The organism is Bordetella genomosp. 5, assembly GCF_002261315.1.
Taxonomy (GTDB): Bacteria; Pseudomonadota; Gammaproteobacteria; order Burkholderiales; family Burkholderiaceae_B; genus Bordetella.
Map to the genome: position 1 here is coordinate 325,476 of NZ_NEVP01000004.1, position 23,514 is coordinate 348,989.

The following is a 23,514-nucleotide window of genomic DNA, read 5'->3' on the forward strand; positions in this document are numbered from 1 at the left end:
GCTAGGCGCTTGCCGGGCTCACCCGGCCCACGTGCCCGGCGGGCAGGCGGCCTTGCTCCAGCCATGTCAGCGTGAGCGGCCAGAGCGACGCGGCATGGCGCTCGTGAAACAGCGCAAAATGGCCGATCGCCGGTGCGCCGATGTCGGCCGGCGCGATGCGCAGCTGCGTGCGCGCGCACTGCCCGTAATGGGCGAGCAGCCGGTCGAGGGCCGCCTCCGTGCCGAACGGATCGTCTTCGAGACCGATCGCCAGCATGCGGGCGCGCAGATGCGAGAACGCCACGGCGGGCGGCGAGGTCCGCATGCTGGGCCGCTGGCGATAATCCGGCCGCGCGCTGCTCCAGTCGCGCACCACGCCAGCCGGCGTGTCTTCGAGCCAGCCCAGCCGTTTGCCCGGGAAATAGCCGCACAGCCGCGTGAGCAGCGGCATCAGGACATGCCAGCGCCACCACATTGCGTGGCGTTGACGCGGCGCGTAGTCGCGCCAGTAGGCGTATTGGGCGGCGACCGTCACCACGTGCCTGACACGGGCGGCATTCGCCGCCAGGCCGAGCGCGCAGCCGCCGAAGCTATGCGCGACCACGTCGACCGGCACGTCATCGTGGCGATGCGCGACCTGGCGCAGCACCGCGTCGCAATCGAGCGCGCCCCAATCCGTCCAGCTCGCGTCCAGACCGCGCAGGCCCGTGGCCGGTCGCGACAGGCCGATGCCGCGATAGTCGTAGGTGTAGACGTCGCGGCCGCGCGCGTGCAGCCATGCTGCGTAGCGCGCGTAGTAGCGGCTGTGTACCGACGTGGCGGCATTGATCACCACTACGGGCGCGCGTTCGCTGCGGGGATGGAGCCAGCGCGTGCCGTGGATCACGTAGCCGTCGCGCGCGGGCGCGGTGAAGGATTCGGGTGAGGGGCGGGCAGTCATGGTCGTGGCGGGCGGGGCCGTCATCAGGATGAGAAAGACGAATGCGTAAGGCCATTACATCCGGCTATAAATGCATTCTCAACTGAGAAATCGGGGCACTCGCATGCGTAACGGGAATGTGAACGACGCGGCGCGTATGGCACGACTGCCGTCGCTGGACCTGTTGCGTGGCTTCGTCGCCGTGGGACGGCGCATGAGCATCACGCTCGCGGCCCAGGATCTCTTTCTGACCCAGTCTGCGGTCAGCAGGCAGGTGGCGGCGCTGGAAGCGGCACTGGGCGTGGCGCTGCTGGTGCGTCGGCATCGCGCCGTGGAATTTACGCCGGCCGGGCGGCAGCTGTTCGAGGTCGCCGACGCGGCCCTGGACGATGTCGGGCGCTGCGTGCGTGCGCTGAGGCAGAGGGAGGCGCAGCGGCCCGTGACGATCACCGCGAGCGTGGGCGTGACCGGGCTCTGGCTGTTGCCACGCTTGAGTACCCTGCAGGTGGCGCTACCCGACATCGACGTGCGGCTGTCGGCGGATAACCGTCTCAATGATCTGCGCGCGGAAGACATCGATCTGGCGATCCGATATTGCCGCGCGGAGGACGCGCCGCCGGGCGCGGTCCGGCTGTTCGGCGAGACGATCGCGCCGGTGGCGCATCCGGCGCTGGGCCTGCGCAAGCTGGGGTCGGCGCGCGCGCTGCGCGAGCTACGGTTGCTCGATCTGGACGACGCGATTCATCCGCAGCTGCGCTGGCAGGCGTGGCTGGACGCGCGCGGCTGGTCCGCGGCCGCGCACGCCGGGTTTTCGCGTTTCAATCAGTACGATCAGGCGATTCAGGCGGCCCTGGCCGGGCAGGGCGTGGCGCTGGGCCGGCTGGAGTTGCTGCGTGCGCAGCTGGAGGGCGGCCTGTTACGGGTCGTGGAGGCGCCCGCCAGCCCCGCCCCGTTGTCGCATGCCTATTGGCTTTTGCAGGCCAGCGACCCGCCCGCGCAGGCGCGGCCCGCGGTGCGGCGCGTGGCCGACTGGATCCGGTCGCAGGCGGCCGGCTAGACGTGGTCCGGCTTGCCCTTGCGCTTGGTCGAGGCGAAGTCCTCGAGCTCCTTCTTGGACATGGATTCGTACATCTGCTTGGACGCGCCCTTCAGCTCGCCCTTGGGACGCTCACCTTTCTTGGCCGAGAGCGCCGCTCCGGCGGCCATCTGCTGAGCCTTGGATTTCGCTGGCATATCGTGCTCCTGGAGTGATGCCGCACGTCGCTGTGCGGTGTCCGGAAGGGCAGCATGCCGCGTGCCTGCCCGCAGGCGCACCCGGGGCGGTTCAGTCGCGCCGCAGGTGCAGCAGGGGATATGGCCGACCCGCCGCATCGACGGCCGATCGACCGATCTGCCTGAAGCCGTAATGAAGGTAGAAGCCCAGCGCGCGGGGATTCTGCTCGTTCACATCGACATCCAGTCCGCCGTGCCGCGCGCGGGCGTGATCGAGCAGGGCGGTGCCGGCGCCACGACCCTGCGCCGCAGGATCGATGAACAGCATTTCGACCTTGGCGTAGCCCGGCGGGGGCGCGTCGGCGCCGGGCAGGCCAAGCCCCGAGAAGCCCAGCAACGCGCCATGTTCGTCGTGCGCCAGCCAGACCTGCACCGCGGGCAGGTAGACGTCGCGCACGAGGGGATGGAGTTCGGCGATGGCCGCCGAGTCGAGAAAATCATGCGTGGCCAACACGGACCGCAGCCAGAGCTGCGCCAGCACGGTGGCGGGCGGGGCCGCTTCCTGGCCGGCCTGCCACGGGGTAATCGTGATCATTCGTTCAGCTCAGCAGGGCCGCGACCAGATCGCCGTCGCGGTCGCCGGGCTCGGCGAAGTCCAGCGCGGCCTGCGTGTGGTGCAGGTGCTCGTGCATCAGCGCGCAGGCGCGTTCCACCTCTCCGGCCTCGGCCGCCAGCAAAAAGGCCTCATGCTCCTGCGACGAGCAGTTGGCGTCGTGCTGCGTCTGGTAGAGCGCGGTAATGACCGCGCTGCGGGCCAGCAGCTCGCGCAGCATGTCGGTCAGTACCGAATTGCCCGCGATGTCGGCGAGCAGCAGATGGAAGTCCGACAGCAGCTGGTTGCGCAGCGGCACGGTGCCCGACTCGATGGCCGCACGCTCGCGCTTGAGATGCTCGCGCAGGCGGCGGTAATCGGCGGGACGGGCCCGCGACACGAACTCGCGCGCCACGGCGGCTTCGAGAATCGCGCGCACCGCGTAGACCTCGCGCGCCTCGTTGGCGTCGGGCTTGCTCACGAAGGCGCCCTTGTCCGGCACGATGTTGATCAGCTTGTCCTTGGACAGCATCAACAGGGCGGCGCGGATCTTGGTGCGGCTGACCGCGTAAACGCGGGCGAGTGCCTCTTCGCGCAAGCGGGTGCCGGGCGGCAGGCGGTGCGAGACGATGGCTTCGGCCAGGGCGCGCGCAATGTCTTCGGCGCTGGGATCGGGGGTGGACGACATCGGATGCTGCAAAAACGCGGCCGGCAGGCCGCAGGGCAGGCCAGTCTAGCAAAAAGCGCGCAAAGATTGGGCACAGGTTTGGGTTGTCATTAATTGCATACAAAACTTGAATACGATAGAGTGGCTGCAACTTTGACCGGTGGCCCGCCGTTCCTGCTTTCGACTCGATCGCCGATCCGCGCCGATCCAGGCTTGCAGCCCGGCACCGGGGGCCGCCGCCCGTCCCGTCGCTTCGCAACCCACCCCTCGGAGCCGCCATGTCCGCGCCAGCCTCTCCTTCCACGGCCCCATCGCCGGCCACGCGCATCCGTGCGTTCATCGACCAGGAACACGCCGCGCAGGTGGATTTTCTGCGTGAGCTCGTGCGGGTGCCGTCCGACAACCCGGGGGGCGACTGCGCGCCCCACGCGGCCCGCGCGCAGGCCTTGCTGCAGGCCCTGGGATTCGAGGTCGAGGCGCACGCCGTGCCCGAGAATCTGGTGCGCGACAACGGCATGATCTCGGCCACCAACCTCATCGTCCGCGTCGTGCTCGGCGAGGGCGGTCCCACCATTGCACTGAACGCCCACGGCGATGTGGTGCCGCCCGGCGCGGGCTGGAGCCACGATCCCTATGGCGGCGACATCGTGCAGGATGCGGTGCACGGCCCAACCATGATCGGCCGCGGCGTGGCGGTGTCGAAGTCGGACTTCGCCACCTACACCTGGGCGCTGCTCGCGCTGCTGGCCGCGCGCGAGGCGGGCGCGAGCTACCGGGGCACGGTCGAGCTGCACTTCACGTACGACGAGGAGGCGGGCGGGGCGATCGGTCCGGGCTGGCTGCTCGCCCAGGGCCTGACCCGTCCGGATTACGCCATTTCCGCGGGCTTCTCGTACGGCATCACCTCCGCGCACAACGGCTGCCTGCATGCCGAGATCACGGTGCGCGGCCGGCAGGCCCACGCCGCCATGCCGCACACCGGGGCCGACGCCCTCGAGGCCGCGACCGCGGTGCTCAATGCGCTGTATGCGCACCGGCGCGTGCTGGCGCAGAAGCATTCGGCCGTGCCGGGCATCGACACGCCCGGACTTACGGTGGGGCTGATCGAAGGGGGGATCAACACCAACGTGGTGCCCGACGAAGTCCGCATGCGGGTCGACCGCCGCATGATTCCCGAAGAACGGGGTGTGGATGCCGAAGGCGAGCTGCGCGCGCTGGCGCAGGACGCCGTCGCCGGACGCGAGGGCATCCAGGTGCAGGTGCGCCGCATCATGCAGGCCGAGCCGCTGGCCGAGCTGCCCGGCGCCAAGGGCCTGATCGAGGCGTTAGGCGCCCATGCGCGCGCCGAGTTCGACAGCGAGATCCCGGTGCACGGCGTGCCGCTGTACACCGACGCCCGGCATTACACCGAGTACGGCGTGCCGACCGTGCTGTACGGCTCCGGGCCGCGCACGCTGATCGAAGCGCGGGGCCACAATACCGACGAGAACCTGCGTCTCGAAGACCTGCGCCGCGCGACCCGCGTGGTGGCGCTGGCGCTGCACGATCTGTTGCGCGCGCAACGATAGGGGTCTGCCCAGGCGCTGCGCCTGGCGCTGCATCTGGCGGTGCATCTGGCGCCGCGCGAGCGCGTGCAGCGCGCTCGCGCGGGCGGTCCGGGCTCAGTCCTGCGCGAGCCTGTGCAGAAAGCCGGTTACCGCGCGGGCGGCCAGCGCGGCGTCCTCGGCGGTCATCGTTTCGAGGGGGTTGTGGCTGATGCCGCCGTTGCCGCAACGCACGAAGAGCATGCTGGTGGGCACGGCGCGACCCATGAGCATCGCGTCGTGACCGGCGCCCGACGGCAGCTCGAACACCGGGGCATGCAGCGATTCGAGCACGGCGCGCCAGTGGGCGCGATGCGCGGGCGTGCAGGGTGTGGCCGCGGCGCGCATGAGCTCTTCGCTGTGCCATTCGATGGCGCGGCGCGCGCAGATCGCCGCGATCTCGCGTTCGATGTCCGCCAGCGCCTGATCGCGCACCGCATCATCGCCGGCGCGGACGTCCAGCGTGAGCACGCAGGCGCCCGGGATCACATTGATCGAGCCGCCCGGGACATCGAGCACGCCCACGGTGCCGACCAGTCCGTCCTCGCTGCGGCAGCGGTTTTCGACCATCAACACAATCTCGGCCGCCGCGCACGCGGCATCCCGCCGCATGCCCATGGGGGTGGTGCCCGCATGGCCGGCCTGGCCGGTAAGCACCAGCCGGCGCCGCACGCAGCCGGCGATGGCGCTCACGATGCCCAGCGGCAGCTCACGTTGCAACAGCACCGGCCCCTGTTCGATATGCACTTCGAAGAAGTGCGCGAGGCGGGTCCGGTCGGCGGCCGTCTGGGCGATGGCGTCGGGGTCCAGCCCGGCCGTGCGCAGCGCATCGCGCATGGGGATGCCCTTGGCGTCCGCCTGATCCAGCAGCGCCATGTCGAACTGACCCAGGTAGGCCGACGAACCGAGGAAGGTGCTGCCGTAGCGCACGCCTTCTTCCTCGGCAAACCCGATCACTTCCAGGTCATACGGCAGACGCTCCCCGGCGGCGTGCAGCGCCGCCACGACGGCGACAGGCAGCAGGATTCCGAGCCGGCCGTCGTAGCGGCCGCCGTTGCGCACGGTGTCGTAGTGGCTGCCGGTTGCGACGAGGCGCGGCTCGGCGACCCGCGCGTCGGCGCGGTAGCGGCCGATGACGTTGCCCACGGCGTCGACGCGGACCGTGTCGAAGCCCGCCTCGCGCATCCACCGCGCCAGCTGGTCAGCCGTGGCGCGATGCGCTTCGGTCAGGTAAGTGCACGTGAGCTGGCCGGGCACGTCGGTATGCTGCGCGAGCGTGTCGGCCCATTCCATAACGCTGGCGCCCGCGGGATGTTGCGCGGGGAGGGAACCGGAATCGCGAAAATCGTCAGGGGGCATGGCGGCGAGGGTGGAAGAGTGGACCTGCTTCCATTTAATCTCAATACACAAAAATTGTGTACAAAACGCACTCATCGATTTCCCGGGTGCAAGCCGCTACCATCGGGGAGTGCGCCGGGTGGGCGCGAGATGAGGAACGCCGCATGAACGTCGTGATGTTGCTGTATCCACGCCTGACCCAACTCGACCTGACCGGCCCGTTCGAGGTCTTCACGCGCGTCAAGGAAATGCAGCTGACGCTGGTGTCGAGCCAGGCCGGCCTGGTGACGGACGGCGGCGGACTGCGCCTGTTTGCCGAGCACGGCTACGACGACTGTCCTCCCGCCGATCTGCTTTTCGTGCCGGGCGGGCCGGGCCAGCTCGAGTTGATGCAGGACGCCGCCACCCTCGACTTCCTGCGCCGCCAGGCCGCGGGCGCGCAGTACGTCACGTCGGTCTGTACCGGCTCGCTCGTGCTGGCGGCCGCCGGTTTGCTGCGCGGCTACCGTGCCACCTCGCACTGGCTGTCGTTGCCGCAGTTGGCGCTGCTCGGCGCCGAGCCCGTGGCCGAGCGCGTGGTCTGGGACCGCAATCGCATCACGGGCGCCGGTGTCACGTCGGGCATCGATTTCGCGCTCACGCTGGTGGCGGGTCTGTATGGCCAGGAGCGGGCCGAACGGATCCAGCTGTCGATGGAGTACGACCCTCAGCCGCCGTTTGCGAGCGGATCGCCGCGCACGGCCGGCGCGCCGGTGATCGATGCCGTCATGGCGGCCAGCGCGGCGTTCCAGGCGCGGCGCGAAGACGTGGCGCGCGCGGTCGGCGAGGCGCAGACGGGATCGTGACGCCGCGCGCCGCACCATGACCACGCCCGCCACCTTCCAGATGAACAAGGCGTTGCTGCTGCTCGACCGGGGCCCCGTGCCCTGTGCGCAGGCGGCGCTGCGCCGTGCCATCGATATGGCGCGTGCCGACGGACCCGCCGCGGTGCTGGTGCAGGCCCAGGTGGTGCTCGGCGAATGCCTGATCGACGCCGGTGAGCGCGAGGAGGCGCGCCGCTTGCTGGAGAGTGCGCTCGCCGTCGAGCTGGGCGACCGCGCTGAGCTGCTTGCCTATGAGCTGGAGCGGGCCCGCGGCCTGCTCGCCGGCCTGACCGGCGCCGTCCCGCGGCCCTGAGCGCGCGCGCGAAGGAAGGCGAGGTGCGGCGGGCTAGGTGCGGCCGGCTAGGTGCGGCCGGCTAGGTGCGGCCGGCTAGGCGCAGCCGGCGACTCTATCTCAACCATAGGTGGAATCTTCTTGGGCGCGCTGCGCGCCTCTGGCAAGATGATTGCGTTCCCTGTTCAAAGCCGGTCCATGAATACGAGTTCCCTCGCCGCCGCCGATCTTTTTTCCGCCTGGAAGCAACAGGCCCGCCAGCATCCCTGGATTGCAGCGAGCCTCGTGGCGGCCGTCGCCGCGGTGGTGCTGCTGCTCCTGTCCAGCGGCTACGATGCGCTCACCGGCGACAAGCGCGCCCATGTGGGCTATGCCGTGCTGGGCGGGCTGGCGGGATTCGCCGCCACCGCGTTCGGCGCGGTGCTGGCCGGGGTGCTCGGCGATGTGCGGCAGCGCACGCAGGATGTGATGTTGGGGCTGGCCGCCGGCATGATGCTGGCGGCGAGCGCGTTCTCGCTGATCTTGCCGGGACTGGCCGCGGCTGCCGAGCAGGTTGGCGAAGGCCCGCTCGCGGCCGGCGTCGTGGTGCTCGGGCTGGGGCTCGGCGTGCTGCTGATGCTCGGCCTGGATTACTTCACGCCGCACGTGCACGAGCAGACCGGTCAGAGAGGCCCCGAGAGTGCCCGGGTGGGCGGCGTGTGGTTGTTCGTGCTGACCATCGTGCTGCACAACTTGCCCGAGGGCATGGCCATCGGCGTCAGTTTGTCGAACGGCGATCTGAGCGTGGGCCTGCCGCTCACCACGGCGATCGCGATCCAGGATATTCCCGAAGGGCTGGCCGTGGCGCTGGCGCTGCGCGCCGTGGGCATGAGCCGCATGGGCGCGGTGATGGTCGCCGTGGCGTCAGGGCTGATGGAGCCCATCGGTGCGCTCGTTGGCGTGGGCATGTCCACCGGCTTTCCGCTCGCCTATCCGGTGAGCATGGGTCTGGCGGCAGGTGCGATGATTTTCGTGGTGTCGCACGAAGTGATCCCCGAGACGCACCGCAACGGTCACCAGACCGCCGCCACCGTGGGGCTGATGGCGGGGTTTGCCGTGATGATGTTTCTGGACACGGCGCTGAGCTGAACGCCGCTCAGCCCGGACCGCGCTGGCAGCTCTGCAGATAGCGCTGGTAGGTGTCGACCATGACCTGGGTGGTCCAGGCAGAGCGGATCGACGGGTCGTAGCCGCTCTGGTTGACCGCATAGCGCTGGCAGTCGGCGCGTGCCGTGCTTTGCACGGGCGGCGCCTCCGGCACCGGAATCGCGGCGGGCGATCCCGCGGCGGGCGACCCCGCGGCGGGCAGCCCCGCTCCGGGCGACCCCTGGCCGTACTGCGGCATCGGATAACCCTGCGGTGTCTCGTAGGTGGGCGCGGCGGTCAGGTTGTTGCCCGAATAAACGGGCGGGTTGCCATACACCGGCGCGCTTTCGTAGGGGGCCACGTAGGTGCCGCCATAGCCGGCGTCGCCGTATCCCGGGTCATAGACGCCGCCCGGCGTGGTGTACGTAACGCCACCGCCGCCGATCTGCGCGCCCGACGAGGCATAGGCCTGGTCATTGGCATTGGCCACCAGCAAGGCGCCGACGGCGGCCAGCGCGATCGCGCCGCCGATCCACCAGCCATCCGACGAGGATCCGCCACCACGGTGGTGGTTGTACCCGCTGCCGTAATAGCCGTGGCGGCCATGCCCGTAATAACCGTGACTGCCCCAGCCGGGGCCGGCGAAGGCGGGGGCGGTGATCGCCGCCAGCAGCACGGCCGCGCCCGCTCGCCGCAAAAAGTGCGACTTCATGATTGCTCTCCGGAACCGAAAAGCCCGGTTCCCACCATTACTGTACTGCGCCGGCGCGGCCGGCACAGTGCTCGGCGGTGTGTCCAGAGGTTAAGCCGGTTTCGGTCGATTTCAAGCCGCATCCCGCGCGCGGCCCAGGCGGGCGGCCCACAGCACCAGCGGCACGGCGCAGAGCGCGAACACGGCCATCATGCCGAAGCCGCCCCAGCTCACTTGCGGATACACCAGACGGGCCGCGTTCACGCTGAAAAACATCAGCACCCCGCCCGAGAGCATGGCGTACAGCGCGATCGCCGAGGTCTGGCAGCCGGCCGGCACCCGGCGGGCGATGTAGGTCATCACGGCGGAGTTGTTGCCCGCGAGCGTGAACGCCTGCAGCAGTTGCAAGGCCAGGAGCGGCGCCAGCGAGGTGCAGAAGGCCAGCCCGAGCCAGCGGACGGCGCTCATCACGGCCGAGAGCCAGATGAGCCGTTCGGCGCCGACCCGCGGCACGATGCGGGCGGCGAAGTAGAAGAACACCACCTCGGCGGTCACGCCCACGGTCCAGAGCAGGCCGATGTCGGAGGTCGACAGGCCGCGGTCCGTCCAGAACAGCGAGGCGTACGAGTACAGGAATCCGTTGCTGGCCTGGATCAGCGAGGCGGCCAGGATCGTCAGCACCGCGGCGTTGTCGCGCAGCACTTGCAACAGGGGCCAGCGCGTGGCCGGCAACGCGGCGCGCGGCCCGGCGTCGGTGGGCGCGGGCGCCGGGCTTGCCGCCGTGGCCGCCGTGGCCGCCGGGGTCGACGGCGTCGCCGGGGCGGAGCGGGGCGGGACGACGCCCATGCCGGGCAGCGCACGCACGCAGATTGCGCAGGTGAGCGTGAGCAGCGCACTCATGATGACAATGGCCAGCGGGTCCGTCGCGCGGATGACGTACCCGCCCGCGAGCGTGGTCGCGGCGAACCCGATCGATCCCCACACGCGTACCGTGGTGTAGACCGGGCGGCCGCCCACCACGTGGGACAGCGCGATCCGGTCCAGCACGGGCTGCACCGCCGGAAACAGCATGTTGATGCCCAGCGTGGCCCAGAAGACCCAGGCCGGTGCGTCCAGCCACGGATAGCAGGCGAACAGCAGGGCGGTGGTGGCCAGCGGGGCCGCGATCAGGATTTTGAGCCGGCCCGTGACATCGGCCACATGCGCAAGCAGCGGCGCGGACAGAATCTTCGGCAGGAAGGCCGTCGCCACGATCAGGCCGATCAGGTCGGTGTCCAGCCCGCGGCTCGCGAACCAGAGCGGCAGGAACGGAATGCTGATGCCCTGCAGACCATAGAACAGAAAATAAAACGCGCGCAGCCAACGCAGGTTGTTGCCCACCAGAATGCTCCGCCATCGACGCGCCGCCGGTTGAAAAAAAGGGAATGCGGGCGCGGCGGGGCGAGAGCATACTCCAGCACATCGGTCGCCGCATCCGCCGCATCCGGAGCGTGGGCTGCCGCCTCACGCGCCACCGCGTCCTGCTTGATAAGATAGCGCCCCCTTCGTCCGCCGTTTCTCGAATTCTTCGTCGATCATGACCCTCGTCAATCCTGTGAGCACCCATCCGCGCATCCGGCTCCAGGTGCCGTCCGAGACCGACGTGCCGTATCTGCTCGCGCTACGCCGCAGCACGATGGACGCGCACCTCGACGCGCAGGGCATCCCGGCCGACGAAGCCGCGCACATGGCCCGCATCCTGTATCACTGGGAAGACGCGCGCCTGCTGCGCATCGATGGCGAGCCGGCCGGTCTGCTGAAGGCCTATCGCGGCTTGATCGACGACGAAGACCGCTGGCACGTGGTGCAGATCCAGCTGGCGCCGGGGTTTCAGGGCAAGGGCTGGGGCGAGCAGGTGCTGCGCCTGGTGCTGGACCCGGCCGACGCGCAGGGCCTGGCGGTCACGCTGGACGTGCTCAAGGTCAATCCGGCGCGCCGCCTCTACGAGCGCTGCGGATTCGTGATCGACCACGAAAGCGAGCATGAGTACCACATGCGCCGCCCTGGCCGCGCATCGGTGTAAACCCCGCTACCTGGCATAAGCAAACTGCCATTAAATCGTGGCCGCGCCATTTCTTCTTGGCGTAGAGTCGCACGCCGGCTCGCGGCGAGGTCTGCCCTCGTCGTTTCATTCCTGATGCCGGGTTCCCGGTATCCACGCGCAGCCAGCGCCGATCGTTCCACGCCGCCGGAATGATCAGCGGGCGGCCGCGCGAGCTGTTGGTCGTCTCCTCCATTCCAATCTCCGCGCCGCCTACCCGGCGGCCGTTCCACGAACGAGAACCATGAAATCCTGCCTGTCGTACGCTGTATCCGCCGCTTCGGCCTCCCTTGTCGCGCTCGCCCTGGGCGGGACCGCGCACGCCGCCGACCGCGTCGTGCGCGTCGTCGTGCCGTTCGGCACCGGCGCCGTCCAGGACACCATCGCCCGCGCCATCAGCGAAGAGCTGGGCCGCAATCTCGGCGCCACGGTGGTGGTCGAGAACCGCGCCGGCGCGGGTGGCACGGTCGGCACCGCCGCCGTCGCCAAGGCCGCGCCGGACGGCAACACGCTCGTGCTGGCCGCGGCCAGCCACAACATCGCCGGCTACATGTACAAGAGCCTGAGCTATCGCCCGTACGAAGACTTCACGGGCGTCGGCTACCTGGGCAACTTCGGCTACATCATCATGGCCTCGACCGGGCTGGGCGCCCAAAACACCGCCGAGTTCATCCAGGCCGTGAAGGCCAAGCCGGGCGGTTACGACTATGCGTCGGCCGGCAACGGCAGCGCCTCGCACCTGGGCATGGCCTCGTTCCTCGCGGCCGCCGGCCTGGAGATGCAGCACATTCCGATGAAATCGACCGGCGACGCCGTGAACGAGCTGCTCGCCGGCCGCGTGCAGGGCGTGACCTCGGCCACGATCGGTGCGATGCCGTACCGCAACGATCCGCGCATCAAGCTGATCGCCTACACCGGCGCCCAGCGTTCGCGTTTCGTGCCCGACCTGCCCACCGTGGCAGAGAGTGGCGTCCCCGGCTACACCTTCAACTCGTGGATCGGCCTGCTGGCGCCGGCCGCGTTGCCGGCCGACAAGCGCGCCGAGCTGAACGCCGCCGTCAACAAGACCCTGGCCGATCCCAAGGTGCAGGAACGTCTCGCCACGCTGGGCGTGGAGTCGGCCGCCAAGTCGGCCGACGAGTTCCAGCAGATCCTGGCGGCCGACTGGAAAGCCTCGGAGAAGCTGGTGAAGGATTCGGGCGCGAAGGTCGAGTAAGGCCGAACCGGGCACATCGCCCGCACGACGCCACGGGCCGCGAGCGATCGCGGCCCGTTTTGTTTCGGTCGCGCCGCGGCGCCGCGGCGCCGCGGTGGCGCGGGACGGCGCTGCCGGCGGTGGCATGCGGCACGCGGCTTGCGCGCTAGGCAGCGGGGAGAGCGCCATGTCACCATGGGGCTTCGACCACGACACGAAGGAGACCTCGCATGCCATCCGACGATCGCCGTGACGCGCCCGCCACGTCACCCTCCGCCACCCCCGACGTGCACGTGCTCTGTGTCACGATCGCTCGCGCGGCCGACGCCGTGTATGAGTTTCTGGCCGAGCCGCGCAACTTTCCGCGCTGGGCGAGCGGCCTCTCGGACGGCCTGGCTCCCGATGGCGAATGGTGGAGCGCGGACGGCCCGGCGGGCCCGATCCGCGTGCGGTTCTCGCCGCGCAACGACTATGGCGTGGCCGACCACGAAGTCAGGCTCGATAGCGGCGAAACCGTGCGCGTGCCGCTGCGCGTGGTGCCGCATGGCGAGGGCAGTCTGGTGATGTTCACGCTGTTTCGCCAGCCCGCGCACACCGACGCGAGCTTCGAGGCGGATCGCCAGTGGGTGGAACGCGATCTTCAGCGGCTGCGCGCGTTGCTGCAGCCCACGGGCCCGGCGAACTGATCGATGCCGTGCGCCTAGCGGTGCACCAGCGTGTTGAAGCCGCCGCAGGCCATGCGGGCGCAGTCGAAGATGTCCTTGGCCGCGTCGCAGTCGAGCCGCGGGTCGGCCATCACGGCCGCATTGATCCGGTCGCGCTCGGCTTTGCTTTCGTAGACGATCCAGGCAAACACGACGACCTCGCCTTCGCGTGCATTGCTGGCGGTGCGAAAGCTCGCGAGCCCGGGGATCTCCAGGTCATCGCCCACGCATTCCCGGTAGTCGAGCGCGCCATGCTCCTTCCAGATCTCTCCGGCTTTGCTGGCGATGGCGCGATAGGCCTCGACTTTGTCGGCCGGCACCGACAGCAGAAAGCCGTCCACATATTGTTGCTGGGTCGTCTGGGTCATGGTCGTCTCCGTGAGCGCGCCGCACACGGGCGCGTTATGGAAATACTGTAGCGGCGCGGGGCCCCGGCGGCGATGGGCGATCGCGACAATCTTGCAGGTGGATTGCGACACACTTAGGCGCTATGCTCGGTCAATGAAACATATCGCCATGCTGTTGCCTGCGCGCGCCAATGTCGCCACGCTGGAAATCGCCCGTCAGGGCTTTCTGGCTGCCAACGAATATCTGGCCGCGCAGGGGCGTCCACCCGGCTTCGCGGTCAGGCTCGTGGCGGATACGCCCACGGTCGCGATGGACGGCGGCCGCTACACGGTCCGCGCCGATGCGCTGCTGCGCGACGCGCCCCAGGCCGATGTCTGCATGGTGCCGCCGCTGCAGGGCGACGTGCCCGAGGCCGTGCAGGCCAATGGCGCCTTGATCGGCTGGCTGGCGGAGCGCTATCGGGCGGGCGGCGAAGTCGCCAGCCTGTGCGTGGGGGCTGCGTTACCCGCGGCGGGCGGGCTGCTCGACGGGCAGCGTGCCGTGGTGCATTGGGTCGCCCGCAACCAATACGAGTCGATGTTCCCGCGCGTGTCGTGGGTGAGCGACCGCATCCTGTGGTCCGAACGCGGGCTATATACCAGCGGCGGCGCCTTTTCGGCGGCGCATCTGGTGCTGCATCTGGTCGAGAAGTACACCGACCGCGACACCGCGATCTGGTGCGCCAAATACTTCCAGCTCGACTGGAGCCGCAGCAGCCAACTGCCGTTTGCCGTCTTTGCCGGGCAAAAGGCGCATGCCGATGGCGCGGTGCGCGCCGTGCAGGACGACATCGAGAGCCGCTACGCCGAGCGACTCACGGTCGAGGCGCTGGCCGACCGGCATGCCTTGGGGCGGCGCACGCTGGAGCGCCGGTTTCGCCAGGCCACCGGCGCCAGCGTCGTGGAGTATCTGCAGCGCGTGCGGGTCGAAGTGGCCAAGAAGCAGCTCGAGACCACCCGCAAGAGCGTGGCCGAGGTGATGTACGAGGTGGGCTATAGCGACACCAAGGCGTTCCGGGACACGTTCAACAAATACAGCGGCATGTCGCCGGTCGACTACCGGGAACGCTACGTCTGAGCCGTGGCGCTGCCGCCACGCCGGCTTGTCCGAAGTCAAGCAAGCTGTAAATGTTGCAAAGCCCGCCGCGGGGCCGCGCTACATTCTGTGCCGGCCCCGCTGTCCGGCGCGGCCGGTTTCCACCCGAGTCATCATGTTCGTGCGTTTTCATGCGGGGCGCCGCCCCGTGACAGGCCGGCCGGCATTCGCCCGGATGGCGGCCCTGGCCCGCATCACGCGGGCATCCCCCTCATCTGTGGTGCTGATCGCGGCGAGTCTGGGCATTGCCACCGCCGACGCGTCGGCCTTCGAGCCCTACGTGACTCAGGCGCCGCTGCAGGTCGAGCTGCGCGTGCTCACGCTATGCAGTATCGAGAGCGGATCGCCCGCCTACGACGAGGCGATTCCCGTGGTGCTGTGCCGCCATCCCATGCCTGTTCGGGTCGAGGCGGTGCGCAACCGCGACGCGCGCTTTCTAGCCGCGCCGTTGCCGCCCGCCGATGACGGCGCGCCGCCTGCCTGGCAGGTCACCTTCTGATCAGAATTCGATGGTGGCGGTGACGGTGTCAGAATAGCTGCCCGGCACCGGGGCGGGCTGCGCGGGCACCCGCCCGTACACGGTCACGGTCTGGATGTTGCCCGTGCCGGTCGCCGTGAAGAAGTTCGTGCCGCCCGTGCCGTCGCCCCACAGCGTGGTGCGCGTGCTGTTGGTGTAGAGCGCATAGGGGATGCGCTGCGTGCCGCCCGTGCGTTGCATGTAGCGTTGCGCCACCGTGCCATAGCGGCCGCCGTCGAGCCGGATGCGATAGGCATCGTTGTTGGTGCACCGGACCGCCAGCGTGGCGCTGGCGTCGATCGGGCTGTTGAGCAGCGAGCGCGTGCCCGCGCCGTCGAACACCATGTTCTGGCTGGTCGAGATAGTGCAGTTGTTGGTGACCGGCGCCGACACGGTGAACGGGACCGTGCGCACCAGCGGCACCGAGCTGCAGTTGGCCAGCGTCACGGTATAGAAGAGATAGTTCAGCGTGGCGTTGCCGCTGAAGGCCTCGGTATAGGTCGTGGTGGCGTTGTTGACCGTGGGCACCGTGAACTGATTGGGCAGCACCTGGCCATAGATCGTGACGCTTTGCGCGGGCGGCTGACCGCCCAGCAGCGGGCGGATGAACGTGAGCTGGATCGGCTGGCCCGACGTGACCGTGCCCCACACCGGCGACATGTTCGAGTTTTGCGAGAGCCGGTACTGCAGCCGCACGGCACTGCCGGCGTTGCTCATGAGTCGCGGATCCTGCTGGCCGTTCGCGCCCGCGCCCAGATTGACGCAGACGAGCGCGCCGATGGCGAGCGCCGAGGTGAAATCGCAGGACACCGTGAGCGTGCCCTGGCCTGCCACCGCCGCGCCCAGAATCGGATTGACCGCCGGAAACGTGATCGGGGTCATGCTTGCGGTGCAGGTGTCCGCCTGCGCCCGCGGGCTGAACAGGCAGGCCACCAGGGCCAGCAACGCGAGCAGCAGGGCGCGCTGCAGCGATGCCGCGGCGCGCGCGCTTCGGGCAGTCATCGGCAGGGCATGGCTCACGGCGCCGCCCTCCGGCACGTGACCGGGCCCAGGCGCGGCAGGCTGCCGTCGCCCGGGGGCACGAACGCCACCTCCGCGCTGCAGGCAAACGACTCGCCCTGCACATCGAGATGATTCTGCGCGACGAGCTGCGTCAGGAAGGTCACGCTGTCGTAGCCGACGACGCCGACTTCGCCACTCTCCCGATGCAGCACGCGCGCGCCCACCGGCAGCGGCTGGCCCTGTTCGTCGGCCAGCACCACGCTCGCCGCCGCCTGCTGGCGCATGCCGAAGCGCGCGACCACCCCGGCCCGCGCCTGGGGCACGAGGGTCTGGCTGAAGCTGTCCACCGCGGCGTTGGCCGGCAGTTCGAGCGGATCGATGTCGATGCGGTTCTGCTGATAGCTGTTCAGATCGGGCACGACCATGAAACCGCCGCGATCGGTGCGTCCGATCTCGTTGTTGTGGTTGAGCACCGGCACGCCCGCGCGGCCATCGGTGCTCACCAGCGCAAACGAATCGATCACGCGACGCGCGGGCTGCACGGTGCCGCCCATCAGAATGAGCGCGCCGTTGGCATCGAGCGTGCCTTCCGTGTGGCCGTCGGTGTGCTGAGCGCCCGCCGTGATTTCACCGTAGCGCCCGAGGTAGCGGGTCCAGGCCTGTCCGAATCGCGTGCCGGTGGCCTGGCCGGCCTGCGCACCCCAGCCGAAGCCGCCCTCGTAGTCCGGGGCCCGCAGCGCGCTGGCGTTCACGTAGGCATCGTCGCCCTGGCGGCCCACCATGGTGCTGGCCGAGATCTGGCCCATCGCCAGGGCCACGCCGAGAAACGCGCCATGCGTGTCGTCGCGATTGAAGTCCTTGTAGGCGCTCAGGCTGAACGTCAGGTTGCCGCCCACGTTGATCGAATACGAAAGAGATCCGATGCGCGCCGGGTCGGTCTTGGGATAGCGCACGCCGATATAGCTGGCGGCCAGCGTCTGGCCCTGGCCGACCGGCACCGTGATGGTGGCCTGGTCGGTGGCGCGCGTGACCGGTATGCCTTCGGCCGTGGCCAGGTCGCTGTAGCCGCTCACGGCGCGCAGGGTCGACACGTCGATCGCAAACCGGCTGTCCACGTATTGGTAGCCGAGCCCGATCTGCGCGCCGGTGTCGTGCCCGCCGCTGCCGGCGAGCGAGGCGCTCAGCACGCCGCGGGTGCCGAGTTGCACGAGCGCGCCGACCCCGGCGTTGTAGACGCCGGAGGTCGCTTCTCCATGTGCCTGCACGGTCAGCGTATTGCTCAGACCGTACTGCCATGTGCCGCTGGCGGCCGGCGTGGCGGCGTACTCGAACGAGCGCCAGCCATACTGTCTGCGCAGAAAACCGGCCTCGGCGGAGTAGCTCGACAGGCCGGCGGCCAGCAGCCGGGTGTCGACATAGATCGGCACCGAGAGCGACACCGGCCGGCCGAGGGCGTCGCGGGTCACCACATTGGCCTGGCCGTACCCCGTGATGCCGGCCACGTTATCCACCATGAAGGGCCCGCTGGGCACGTTGCCGGAGTAGCGCCGGATGCTGTTGATGTAGACGTCGACGGCCGAGGGCACCACGCTCGAGCCGCCGAGCTCCGGCATCGGAAACGTGACGAGGTCGGGGCGGGTGGCGAAGTTGCGGCGCCACTGCACGCCGCCCAGGCGCATCGAGCGCGACCAGTTCAGCGATCCGGTCACGGTGTCGCCCACCTCGAGCGTGCGCATGCCGTCCTGGTCGGTGCTGGCCCAGGTGGTGTCGTAGCGCACGTAGCGCCTCAGGTCCTGATACCAATAGCCGATGCCGGTGTTGCTGAGCACGCCATGCCGGTCGAAGTACCGCAGTTCGCTCCACGCGGCCAGCGGCGCTTCGCGCGCGGTCCGGGCATAGACGTCGTAGTTCAGCAGCAGGCCGCGCCCCGCCTGCGCCGGACCGGTCGCGGGCAAACCGCGCGCGTCGATCCGATAGGGCGTGCGCATGCCTTCGCGGGTGTCGAGGGCCACGGTCTGCTGGCCCGCGTCGTAGTCGTAGTTCAGGCCCTGGATGTCGTCCAGGCCCACCTCCTGGTCGGGCCGTATGCCCAGGGCGCCGATGTCGAGGCCGATGTGCGAGAGATCGGAACCACGCGCGTAGAGGCGGCCCTGGGTCAGGCGGAAGCGGGCGATGAGCGCGGTGGGCTGGCGGTCCAGCCGCACGCTCAGATAGACCTCCTGATCGGTCTGTTGTGTCATCAGCCAGCCGCCTGGCGGCGCCGACTGGCCGGTTGCGAGGCCGCCCGCGGTCGTCCCGGCGGCAGCCAGAACGCAGCGCAGGGCAAATTGCCAGGGAAGGCACACGCGCGCATGGCGGATGCTCACCGTTGCGGCGCGGCACCCACCGGCGCGCGCGTAGCCACCGTGTTCACCACGGCCTGGATCTGCACCGCGCCGCCGGCGGCGCTGGCGGGAAAGCCATCGGGCAGCGGCCAGCGCCGGGTGCTGTCGGCCAGCGCATAACCCAGCAGGCCGGGCTCGTAGGCGTAGCGCCGCCCGGCGGACTCCAGCACGACCTGGCTCACCTGGGCGCGGTGCGGCCCCGCGTTGTGCAACTGCAGACGCAGCGCATCGCCCTCGCGCACCAGCGACCAGGTCAGCGCCTGGGCCACCGGCTGCGCGGTCTGCGCGCCGGCGAAGATCGGCACGGAGTACCGCAGGCGCACGTCCACGCCGGTGCGCGGCGCCTGCCCGGGCGGGGCGATTTCGTCGATCAGCATCCGGAACGATTGTTCGCCGGCCGGCAGATCCCCGGCCTGCAGCAGACGCACGATCTGGCTGCTACGGGGCGGAATCTGCAACAGCGGCGGGCTCGCGACGATGGCCTGCGTCGGTTCGAGCGCATCCTGCCCATCGCGTTGCGACCACGCGAAGACGCGGACCTGTCCGTAGATCGGCTCCATGCCGGTGTTCTCGAGCCGGATGGTGGTGGCGCGTTCGCCCGGCGCGAGATTGATGATGACGGGCGAAATCTGCAGGCTGGCGGCCAGCGCGGCCGGGCCGGTGCACAGCGCACCGGCGAGCAGGCAGGCGCGCGCCGCCTGGCGCAATATCCCAAGCTTGGGCACTGCCGGTCTCCTGTCAGAAGTAGACGGTGGCCGTCACGGTGGACTGGTACGTATCGGGCGCGGGCGCCGTCTGCGTGGCGACCTGGCCGTACACGTTGAGCGTCTGCGCGGTGCCGTTGCCCACGCCTCCCACCGTGTTGGTGCCCTGGGTGTTGCCCCAGATCGTGGTGCGGGCGGCATCCTGGTAGAGCTGGTAGGCCACCGTGGTGGTGGTGTTGCCGGTCGAGGTGCCGGCCAGCAGGCGGTTCGCCACGGTGGAGCTGGCGACGTTGCCGGCGTCCAGGCCCACGTTGTAGGGCGTGGAGTTGGTGCAGCGTACGCTCAGCGTGGTTTGGCCCTGCAACGGCGAAGCCAGGGTGCCGGCGGTGCCGAAGGCGAGCGGCGCGGCGGAGATCGAGCAGTTCGCGAGCACCTGCAACGAGACCGTGAACGTGGCCGTGGCGGTGCCGTTGGTATAGACCTGCGCGTGAGCGGCAGGAGCAGCGCAGGCCAGGACGAGTCCGGCCAGAGACAGACGGGCAGTGGGGTGCAGCATGACGAACTCCTCCTTTGCGGGGCGCCCCTGTGTTGAAGGGAGGATCGTGCCGTTACCGCTCAGAGGCGTCGCATGCCTTGAACTTATGTGTGGGGGCCATGACTGTTCAAACTCCAGATTCAACGGAATGCATCTGTTCTTTTCAGCGCTCCCGCGCGGGATCATCGGGCGGAAGGGCCCGCGCAGCAGCGGCGTTCATGTGTGCAGTTCCGTGTTTCGGCAAGGCAGTGCCCGGGCAACCGGATGTTTTTAGTTACATATCCAGGGCATATTTAGACAACATTCGAAATACTGGGACCAAAAAAATGCCCGGAGGTCACCCCCCGGGCACGGACTTCGACTACTCGCACTTCTGAAACCGGCGCGGTCGTGGTCAGGGCCGCGGCCGGTTTCATTACTACTGCGATGGGTTTCGCTGCGTGGCGACCGGACCGCAGCCTTCTGCGTCGCCGCTCTCGGCGCCGCGTCAGGGAGGCTCCCCCCTGCGGCCGGCCAACTGATGCCACACCCATCACACACAACATCCGTGCCCGTCCGCCGGAACCGGCGAGAACCGGCGGCCGAGGCCCGGATCAGTTGTCCAGCGAAATATTGGCCTGTTGGGCCACCTGCTTCCACTTGGTGGTGTCTTTGCTGATCACGGCGCGGAACTCTTCCGGCGTGTTCGCGACGACCGTACCGCCCAGCGAGGCCAGCTTCTTTTGCAGCTCGGGATCCTTCAGGGCACGCACCGACGCGTCGTGCAGGGTCTTCTGGATGTCCGCCGGCAGGCCCTTGGGCGCCAGGAAGCCGTTCCAGGCCACCGCTTCGTAGTTAGCCAGACCCGCTTCCTTGAAAGTGGGAACGTTCGGCAATTCGGACGAACGCTGTTCGGCGGCAATGGCGATCGGGCGCAGCTGGCCGCTCGTCACGTAGGGCAGCGAGGCCGGCACGGGCTCCCAGATCATGCTGACCTGACCGCTGATCACGTCGGTGAACGCCGGACCCGCGCCGCGGTAGGCGATGTGCAGCAGCTTGGCGCCGGTGGTCGACTTCAGCAGTTCCATGGCCAGGTTGCCCAGGCCGCCCGCGCCCGACGAGGCGTACGAGTACTTGTCCGGGTTGGCCTTGGTGAGCTCGATCAGGCTCTTGAGGTCCTGCGCGGGGAATTCCTTGGTCACGCTCAGCAGACCCGGCACGGTCACGAGCTGCGTGATCGGCGTGAAGTCGGCCACGGCGTCATAGCTCAGGTTCTTGTACACGGCGGGGTTGGTGCCGTGCGTGCTGGAGGAGGCGAGGAGCACCGTGTAGCCGTCAGGGGCCGAGTCGGCCACGAAGCGCGTACCGATCGAACCGCCCGCGCCGGCCTTGTTCTCGACGACGACGCTGGTCTTGAGCTCCTTGGCCAGCTGCGCGGCGAACACACGGCCGATGATGTCGGCGGTGCCGCCGGGGGGAAACGGCACGACCATGCGGATCGGCTTGTCGGCCGGGTAGCTGGTCTGGCCGTGCGCCGCCGGGGCGAGCGCCGCCAGGGCCACTGCCGTGACCGTGGCGAGCTGGAGCTTGTTCAACAACATCATTCCTCTCCTGTCTTGCGTTCTTTAAGTTATGTGCCAGCGTGATGCAGCAGCCAGGCATTCACCTTGGCCACCACCTCGTCGCTGTTGAGGTCGAGCATGCAGAAATGGGAGTTACCCGTAATGCCCATGGCCGGGAGATCGTAGACCTCCGCCGTACAGCCATGACGTTGCAGCGCCGACCAGTAGCGGTCGGTGCGGTCGCGATAATCGGCCCAGACGCCAGGGGCACCGGTTCCGTTATCACCGAAATGGTCGCCCCAGATCAACAGATGCGGCGCGCAGGTGGCCGAGGGCTGGTCGGGCACCCCCGTCGGCTCGACGGCCACCACGGCACGCACGAGTCGCGGGCACAGCCGCGCCAGACGCGTGGCGTAACCACCGCCCTGGCTGTGCGCCAGCAGAATGCACGGGCCGGTCTGCTCGAGCAGCTCGCGATAGGCCCGCAGCGTCATGGCGTCGTGGTCGAGCCAGCGCGCGACGAACTGCTTGGCGAACTGATCGAACGCCTGCACGGGAAACTGCTGACCGGGATAGGCCTGGCGCAGCGCCGGATGCGGCGCATAGCCCTGGGCGGCGCCGATGCGAAACAGGCTCCAGGCTTCTTCTTTGGTACGGAACTGCGGCTCGGTGGGGTACACCTGCGGATACATCGCCCACGAGGCGCGGCCGCGTTCGGGCGCGTCGCACACGCTCACGTCGAAGCCGGCCTGCAGCAGCCGCCAGAGCCAGCCATCGCGGCCGTCCGGCGTGGATTCCCACTGCGCGCCGGTCATGCCGCCGCCGTGCCAGAGCAGCACGGGGTAGGGGCAGACGGGCGATTCGAGGCGATATTCCTGCACATAGAGCTGGCCCACGGCATAAGTGCCGTTCATGTCCACGGCGCGCGGCTCCGCGTTCTCGACCACCTGGCGGCGCTGCACGGGAACGCCCCGGACAACGGCATCCTGGCCGCCGATATGGCGGCTGCGGATCGATTTGAGACGGACGGAAGCGAGCGACATGGTCAGGGCAACGTTCTCAGGATGTATCAAATGGTAGTTGTGAGACGCACCAGGTTTGTGCAAAATGCGCAGACCCTGTGCCGATATGGCACAAGCCGGGCGCACGCGGGGCGGCGCGTCCGGCCCACCGTTGCTCTCTTGCGGGCCGACCATGCACCTCAAATTGCTGGAAGACTTCATCGCGCTGTCCAAGTCGTCGAGCCTGTTCCGCGCGGCCGAAAGCCGGAATGTCACGCACCCGGCGTTCGGCAGGCGCATCCGGGCGCTCGAAGAGTGGGCGGGGGTGCCGCTGGTCGAACGCGGCACGCAGCACACCCAGCTCAACGCGTCGGGCAAGGTCGTGCTGGCGGCGGCGCTCGAGGTGATGGACATCCTGAACGACACGCGCGCGTCGCTGCAGAAGCCCGAGCAGGCCCGCGCCCGCCGGGTGCTGATCGCCTCGGGCCGTACGCTGTCGCACCTGGTGCTGCCGGGGCTGATGCTGCGTCTGCAGCAGAGCCTGCCGCCGTTCCAGACCAAGGTCATCACCACCACGCTGAATTACGGCATCGACATGCTGGTCGACGGCGAGGTGGATTTTCTGTTGTGCCACGCGCACGACCCGATCTACGAAAAAATCGATAACCCGTCGTTCAAGTACCGCCGCGTCGGCGCCGACAAGCTCGTCGCGGTGAGCGCGCCGCTGGCGCCGGGACATCCGCGTTTTCAGGTGCCGCGCATCCGCACGGATCCGGCCGTGCCGTTCCTGGATTATTCCGACAGCATGTCGCTGGGCAAGATCATGCGCAGCCGCCTCAAGGGCATCTGCACGCCGGCGCTGCTCAACACCGTCTACGAGTCGGATCTGGCCGACGCGATCCTGGCCGTGGCGCGTCAGGGGCTGGGCCTGGCATGGCTGCCGTACACGCTGGTCGAGCAGGACCTGAAGGCGGGCACTCTGGTGCGGGCCGACCATGAGGTCAACGATATCGACATGGAAATCCGCCTCTACGTGGCGGCCGATAACCCGCGCGCGCTGGCGCGTCAGATCTGGTCCGAGACGGAGCGCAGCCTGGCGGTGTGAGGC

Annotated in this window: 25 protein-coding genes; 11 read left to right on the top strand and 14 right to left on the bottom strand. The window is 69.0% G+C overall.

The features are described 5' to 3' along the window. Position 1: 1 nt before the first annotated feature. Positions 2-919 (bottom strand): alpha/beta hydrolase family protein, encoded by a 918-nt coding sequence (locus CAL25_RS07005; RefSeq protein WP_094799468.1) that lies wholly within the window; start codon positions 917-919, stop codon positions 2-4. Positions 920-1,055: 136 nt separating this feature from the next. Here CAL25_RS07005 and CAL25_RS07010 point away from each other — a divergent pair, with 136 nt between their 5' ends. Next, positions 1,056-1,955, top strand: a complete 900-nt coding sequence (locus CAL25_RS07010) for a LysR substrate-binding domain-containing protein (RefSeq protein ID WP_094799227.1) — start codon at positions 1,056-1,058, stop codon at positions 1,953-1,955. Here the strand turns inward: CAL25_RS07010 and CAL25_RS07015 are convergent. The 3 genes from CAL25_RS07015 to CAL25_RS07025 form a co-directional block, all read right to left on the bottom strand. Further along, the gene (locus tag CAL25_RS07015; RefSeq protein WP_094799228.1) at positions 1,952-2,131 is read right to left on the bottom strand and encodes a DUF3008 family protein; all 180 of its coding nucleotides are present in this window, start codon (positions 2,129-2,131) and stop codon (positions 1,952-1,954) included. The genes CAL25_RS07010 and CAL25_RS07015 overlap by 4 nt on opposite strands. A gap of 91 nt (positions 2,132-2,222) precedes the next feature. Beyond that, positions 2,223-2,705, bottom strand: coding sequence for a GNAT family N-acetyltransferase (locus CAL25_RS07020; RefSeq protein ID WP_094799229.1), 483 nt, complete (start codon positions 2,703-2,705; stop codon positions 2,223-2,225). Positions 2,706-2,709: 4 nt separating this feature from the next. Further along, positions 2,710-3,390: a GntR family transcriptional regulator gene (locus tag CAL25_RS07025; RefSeq protein ID WP_094799230.1), complete on the bottom strand. Its 681-nt coding sequence runs from the start codon at positions 3,388-3,390 to the stop codon at positions 2,710-2,712. Positions 3,391-3,647: 257 nt separating this feature from the next. Between CAL25_RS07025 and CAL25_RS07030 the strand changes: the two genes are divergently transcribed. After that, a complete protein-coding gene (locus CAL25_RS07030) occupies positions 3,648-4,937 on the top strand; it encodes a M20/M25/M40 family metallo-hydrolase (RefSeq protein ID WP_094799231.1) in 1,290 nt (429 codons plus the stop codon). A 93-nt stretch (positions 4,938-5,030) separates the two neighbouring features. Here the strand turns inward: CAL25_RS07030 and CAL25_RS07035 are convergent, their stop codons facing one another. Further along, positions 5,031-6,311 carry an allantoate amidohydrolase gene (locus CAL25_RS07035; protein WP_283162757.1) on the bottom strand — a complete coding sequence of 427 codons (1,281 nt, stop codon included), beginning with the start codon at positions 6,309-6,311 and terminating at the stop codon, positions 5,031-5,033. A gap of 143 nt (positions 6,312-6,454) precedes the next feature. On the opposite strand from CAL25_RS07035, the gene CAL25_RS07040 reads away from it, so the two are divergent. The 3 genes from CAL25_RS07040 to CAL25_RS07050 all read left to right on the top strand — a co-directional run bounded on the left by CAL25_RS07040 (position 6,455) and on the right by CAL25_RS07050 (position 8,573). Further along, positions 6,455-7,135, top strand: a complete 681-nt coding sequence (locus CAL25_RS07040; protein ID WP_094799233.1) for a DJ-1/PfpI family protein — start codon at positions 6,455-6,457, stop codon at positions 7,133-7,135. A 16-nt stretch (positions 7,136-7,151) separates the two neighbouring features. Continuing rightward, entirely contained in the window at positions 7,152-7,466 is a 315-nt protein-coding gene (locus tag CAL25_RS07045; RefSeq protein ID WP_094799234.1) for a hypothetical protein, read from the top strand. 177 nt (positions 7,467-7,643) lie between these two features. Beyond that, positions 7,644-8,573, top strand: coding sequence for a ZIP family metal transporter (locus tag CAL25_RS07050; RefSeq protein ID WP_094799235.1), 930 nt, complete (start codon positions 7,644-7,646; stop codon positions 8,571-8,573). 7 nt (positions 8,574-8,580) lie between these two features. Here CAL25_RS07050 and CAL25_RS07055 read toward each other — a convergent pair whose 3' ends face one another. Next, the gene (locus CAL25_RS07055; RefSeq protein WP_094799236.1) at positions 8,581-9,282 is read right to left on the bottom strand and encodes a hypothetical protein; all 702 of its coding nucleotides are present in this window, start codon (positions 9,280-9,282) and stop codon (positions 8,581-8,583) included. 111 nt (positions 9,283-9,393) lie between these two features. After that, positions 9,394-10,641, bottom strand: a complete 1,248-nt coding sequence (locus CAL25_RS07060; protein ID WP_094799237.1) for an MFS transporter — start codon at positions 10,639-10,641, stop codon at positions 9,394-9,396. A 196-nt stretch (positions 10,642-10,837) separates the two neighbouring features. On the opposite strand from CAL25_RS07060, the gene CAL25_RS07065 reads away from it, so the two are divergent. The 3 genes from CAL25_RS07065 (at position 10,838) to CAL25_RS07075 (ending at position 13,222) form a co-directional block, all read left to right on the top strand. After that, entirely contained in the window at positions 10,838-11,323 is a 486-nt protein-coding gene (locus CAL25_RS07065) for a GNAT family N-acetyltransferase (protein WP_094799238.1), read from the top strand. A gap of 262 nt (positions 11,324-11,585) precedes the next feature. Then, a complete protein-coding gene (locus CAL25_RS07070; protein ID WP_094799239.1) occupies positions 11,586-12,557 on the top strand; it encodes a tripartite tricarboxylate transporter substrate-binding protein in 972 nt (323 codons plus the stop codon). A 209-nt stretch (positions 12,558-12,766) separates the two neighbouring features. Next, positions 12,767-13,222 (top strand): SRPBCC family protein, encoded by a 456-nt coding sequence (locus CAL25_RS07075; protein WP_249278979.1) that lies wholly within the window; start codon positions 12,767-12,769, stop codon positions 13,220-13,222. 14 nt (positions 13,223-13,236) lie between these two features. On the opposite strand, the gene CAL25_RS07080 is transcribed toward CAL25_RS07075, so the two are convergent. Further along, positions 13,237-13,608 carry a DUF1428 domain-containing protein gene (locus CAL25_RS07080; protein ID WP_094799240.1) on the bottom strand — a complete coding sequence of 124 codons (372 nt, stop codon included), beginning with the start codon at positions 13,606-13,608 and terminating at the stop codon, positions 13,237-13,239. 133 nt (positions 13,609-13,741) lie between these two features. Between CAL25_RS07080 and CAL25_RS07085 the strand changes: the two genes are divergently transcribed. Both CAL25_RS07085 and CAL25_RS07090 read left to right on the top strand, forming a co-directional pair. After that, on the top strand, positions 13,742-14,704 hold the full coding sequence (locus CAL25_RS07085; RefSeq protein WP_094799241.1) for a GlxA family transcriptional regulator: 963 nt from the start codon (positions 13,742-13,744) through the stop codon (positions 14,702-14,704). Positions 14,705-14,837: 133 nt separating this feature from the next. Next, the gene (locus CAL25_RS07090) at positions 14,838-15,221 is read left to right on the top strand and encodes a hypothetical protein (protein WP_141217901.1); all 384 of its coding nucleotides are present in this window, start codon (positions 14,838-14,840) and stop codon (positions 15,219-15,221) included. On the opposite strand, the gene CAL25_RS07095 is transcribed toward CAL25_RS07090, so the two are convergent. From CAL25_RS07095 to CAL25_RS07120, 6 genes are all read right to left on the bottom strand, one after another. Then, positions 15,222-16,241, bottom strand: a complete 1,020-nt coding sequence (locus tag CAL25_RS07095) for a Csu type fimbrial protein (protein ID WP_141217902.1) — start codon at positions 16,239-16,241, stop codon at positions 15,222-15,224. Between the two features lie 14 nt (positions 16,242-16,255). After that, complete coding sequence (locus CAL25_RS07100; RefSeq protein WP_094799470.1) at positions 16,256-18,481, bottom strand: fimbria/pilus outer membrane usher protein; 2,226 nt, start codon at positions 18,479-18,481, stop codon at positions 16,256-16,258. A 122-nt stretch (positions 18,482-18,603) separates the two neighbouring features. After that, positions 18,604-19,350 carry a fimbrial biogenesis chaperone gene (locus CAL25_RS07105; RefSeq protein ID WP_249278980.1) on the bottom strand — a complete coding sequence of 249 codons (747 nt, stop codon included), beginning with the start codon at positions 19,348-19,350 and terminating at the stop codon, positions 18,604-18,606. A 13-nt stretch (positions 19,351-19,363) separates the two neighbouring features. Continuing rightward, complete coding sequence (locus CAL25_RS07110; protein ID WP_094799244.1) at positions 19,364-19,885, bottom strand: Csu type fimbrial protein; 522 nt, start codon at positions 19,883-19,885, stop codon at positions 19,364-19,366. Positions 19,886-20,457: 572 nt separating this feature from the next. Further along, complete coding sequence (locus CAL25_RS07115; RefSeq protein ID WP_249278981.1) at positions 20,458-21,447, bottom strand: tripartite tricarboxylate transporter substrate binding protein BugE; 990 nt, start codon at positions 21,445-21,447, stop codon at positions 20,458-20,460. A 26-nt stretch (positions 21,448-21,473) separates the two neighbouring features. Next, on the bottom strand, positions 21,474-22,448 hold the full coding sequence (locus tag CAL25_RS07120) for an alpha/beta fold hydrolase (protein ID WP_094799245.1): 975 nt from the start codon (positions 22,446-22,448) through the stop codon (positions 21,474-21,476). 151 nt (positions 22,449-22,599) lie between these two features. Here CAL25_RS07120 and CAL25_RS07125 point away from each other — a divergent pair, with 151 nt between their 5' ends. Continuing rightward, on the top strand, positions 22,600-23,511 hold the full coding sequence (locus CAL25_RS07125) for a LysR family transcriptional regulator (protein WP_094799246.1): 912 nt from the start codon (positions 22,600-22,602) through the stop codon (positions 23,509-23,511). Positions 23,512-23,514 lie beyond the last annotated feature (3 nt).

Bases quoted from the DNA above. Each gene is read 5' to 3' on its own strand.
- CAL25_RS07005 (WP_094799468.1), bottom strand. From the start codon at position 919: ATGACTGCCCGCCCCTCACCCGAATCCTTCACCGCGCCCGCGCGCGAC.
- CAL25_RS07010 (WP_094799227.1), top strand. From the start codon at position 1,056: ATGGCACGACTGCCGTCGCTGGACCTGTTGCGTGGCTTCGTCGCCGTG.
- CAL25_RS07015 (WP_094799228.1), bottom strand. From the start codon at position 2,131: ATGCCAGCGAAATCCAAGGCTCAGCAGATGGCCGCCGGAGCGGCGCTC.
- CAL25_RS07020 (WP_094799229.1), bottom strand. From the start codon at position 2,705: ATGATCACGATTACCCCGTGGCAGGCCGGCCAGGAAGCGGCCCCGCCC.
- CAL25_RS07025 (WP_094799230.1), bottom strand. From the start codon at position 3,390: ATGTCGTCCACCCCCGATCCCAGCGCCGAAGACATTGCGCGCGCCCTG.
- CAL25_RS07030 (WP_094799231.1), top strand. From the start codon at position 3,648: ATGTCCGCGCCAGCCTCTCCTTCCACGGCCCCATCGCCGGCCACGCGC.
- CAL25_RS07035 (WP_283162757.1), bottom strand. From the start codon at position 6,311: ATGCCCCCTGACGATTTTCGCGATTCCGGTTCCCTCCCCGCGCAACAT.
- CAL25_RS07040 (WP_094799233.1), top strand. From the start codon at position 6,455: ATGAACGTCGTGATGTTGCTGTATCCACGCCTGACCCAACTCGACCTG.
- CAL25_RS07045 (WP_094799234.1), top strand. From the start codon at position 7,152: ATGACCACGCCCGCCACCTTCCAGATGAACAAGGCGTTGCTGCTGCTC.
- CAL25_RS07050 (WP_094799235.1), top strand. From the start codon at position 7,644: ATGAATACGAGTTCCCTCGCCGCCGCCGATCTTTTTTCCGCCTGGAAG.
- CAL25_RS07055 (WP_094799236.1), bottom strand. From the start codon at position 9,282: ATGAAGTCGCACTTTTTGCGGCGAGCGGGCGCGGCCGTGCTGCTGGCG.
- CAL25_RS07065 (WP_094799238.1), top strand. From the start codon at position 10,838: ATGACCCTCGTCAATCCTGTGAGCACCCATCCGCGCATCCGGCTCCAG.
- CAL25_RS07070 (WP_094799239.1), top strand. From the start codon at position 11,586: ATGAAATCCTGCCTGTCGTACGCTGTATCCGCCGCTTCGGCCTCCCTT.
- CAL25_RS07075 (WP_249278979.1), top strand. From the start codon at position 12,767: ATGCCATCCGACGATCGCCGTGACGCGCCCGCCACGTCACCCTCCGCC.
- CAL25_RS07080 (WP_094799240.1), bottom strand. From the start codon at position 13,608: ATGACCCAGACGACCCAGCAACAATATGTGGACGGCTTTCTGCTGTCG.
- CAL25_RS07085 (WP_094799241.1), top strand. From the start codon at position 13,742: ATGAAACATATCGCCATGCTGTTGCCTGCGCGCGCCAATGTCGCCACG.
- CAL25_RS07090 (WP_141217901.1), top strand. From the start codon at position 14,838: ATGTTCGTGCGTTTTCATGCGGGGCGCCGCCCCGTGACAGGCCGGCCG.
- CAL25_RS07095 (WP_141217902.1), bottom strand. From the start codon at position 16,241: ATGACTGCCCGAAGCGCGCGCGCCGCGGCATCGCTGCAGCGCGCCCTG.
- CAL25_RS07100 (WP_094799470.1), bottom strand. From the start codon at position 18,481: ATGACACAACAGACCGATCAGGAGGTCTATCTGAGCGTGCGGCTGGAC.
- CAL25_RS07110 (WP_094799244.1), bottom strand. From the start codon at position 19,885: ATGCTGCACCCCACTGCCCGTCTGTCTCTGGCCGGACTCGTCCTGGCC.
- CAL25_RS07115 (WP_249278981.1), bottom strand. From the start codon at position 21,447: ATGATGTTGTTGAACAAGCTCCAGCTCGCCACGGTCACGGCAGTGGCC.
- CAL25_RS07120 (WP_094799245.1), bottom strand. From the start codon at position 22,448: ATGTCGCTCGCTTCCGTCCGTCTCAAATCGATCCGCAGCCGCCATATC.
- CAL25_RS07125 (WP_094799246.1), top strand. From the start codon at position 22,600: ATGCACCTCAAATTGCTGGAAGACTTCATCGCGCTGTCCAAGTCGTCG.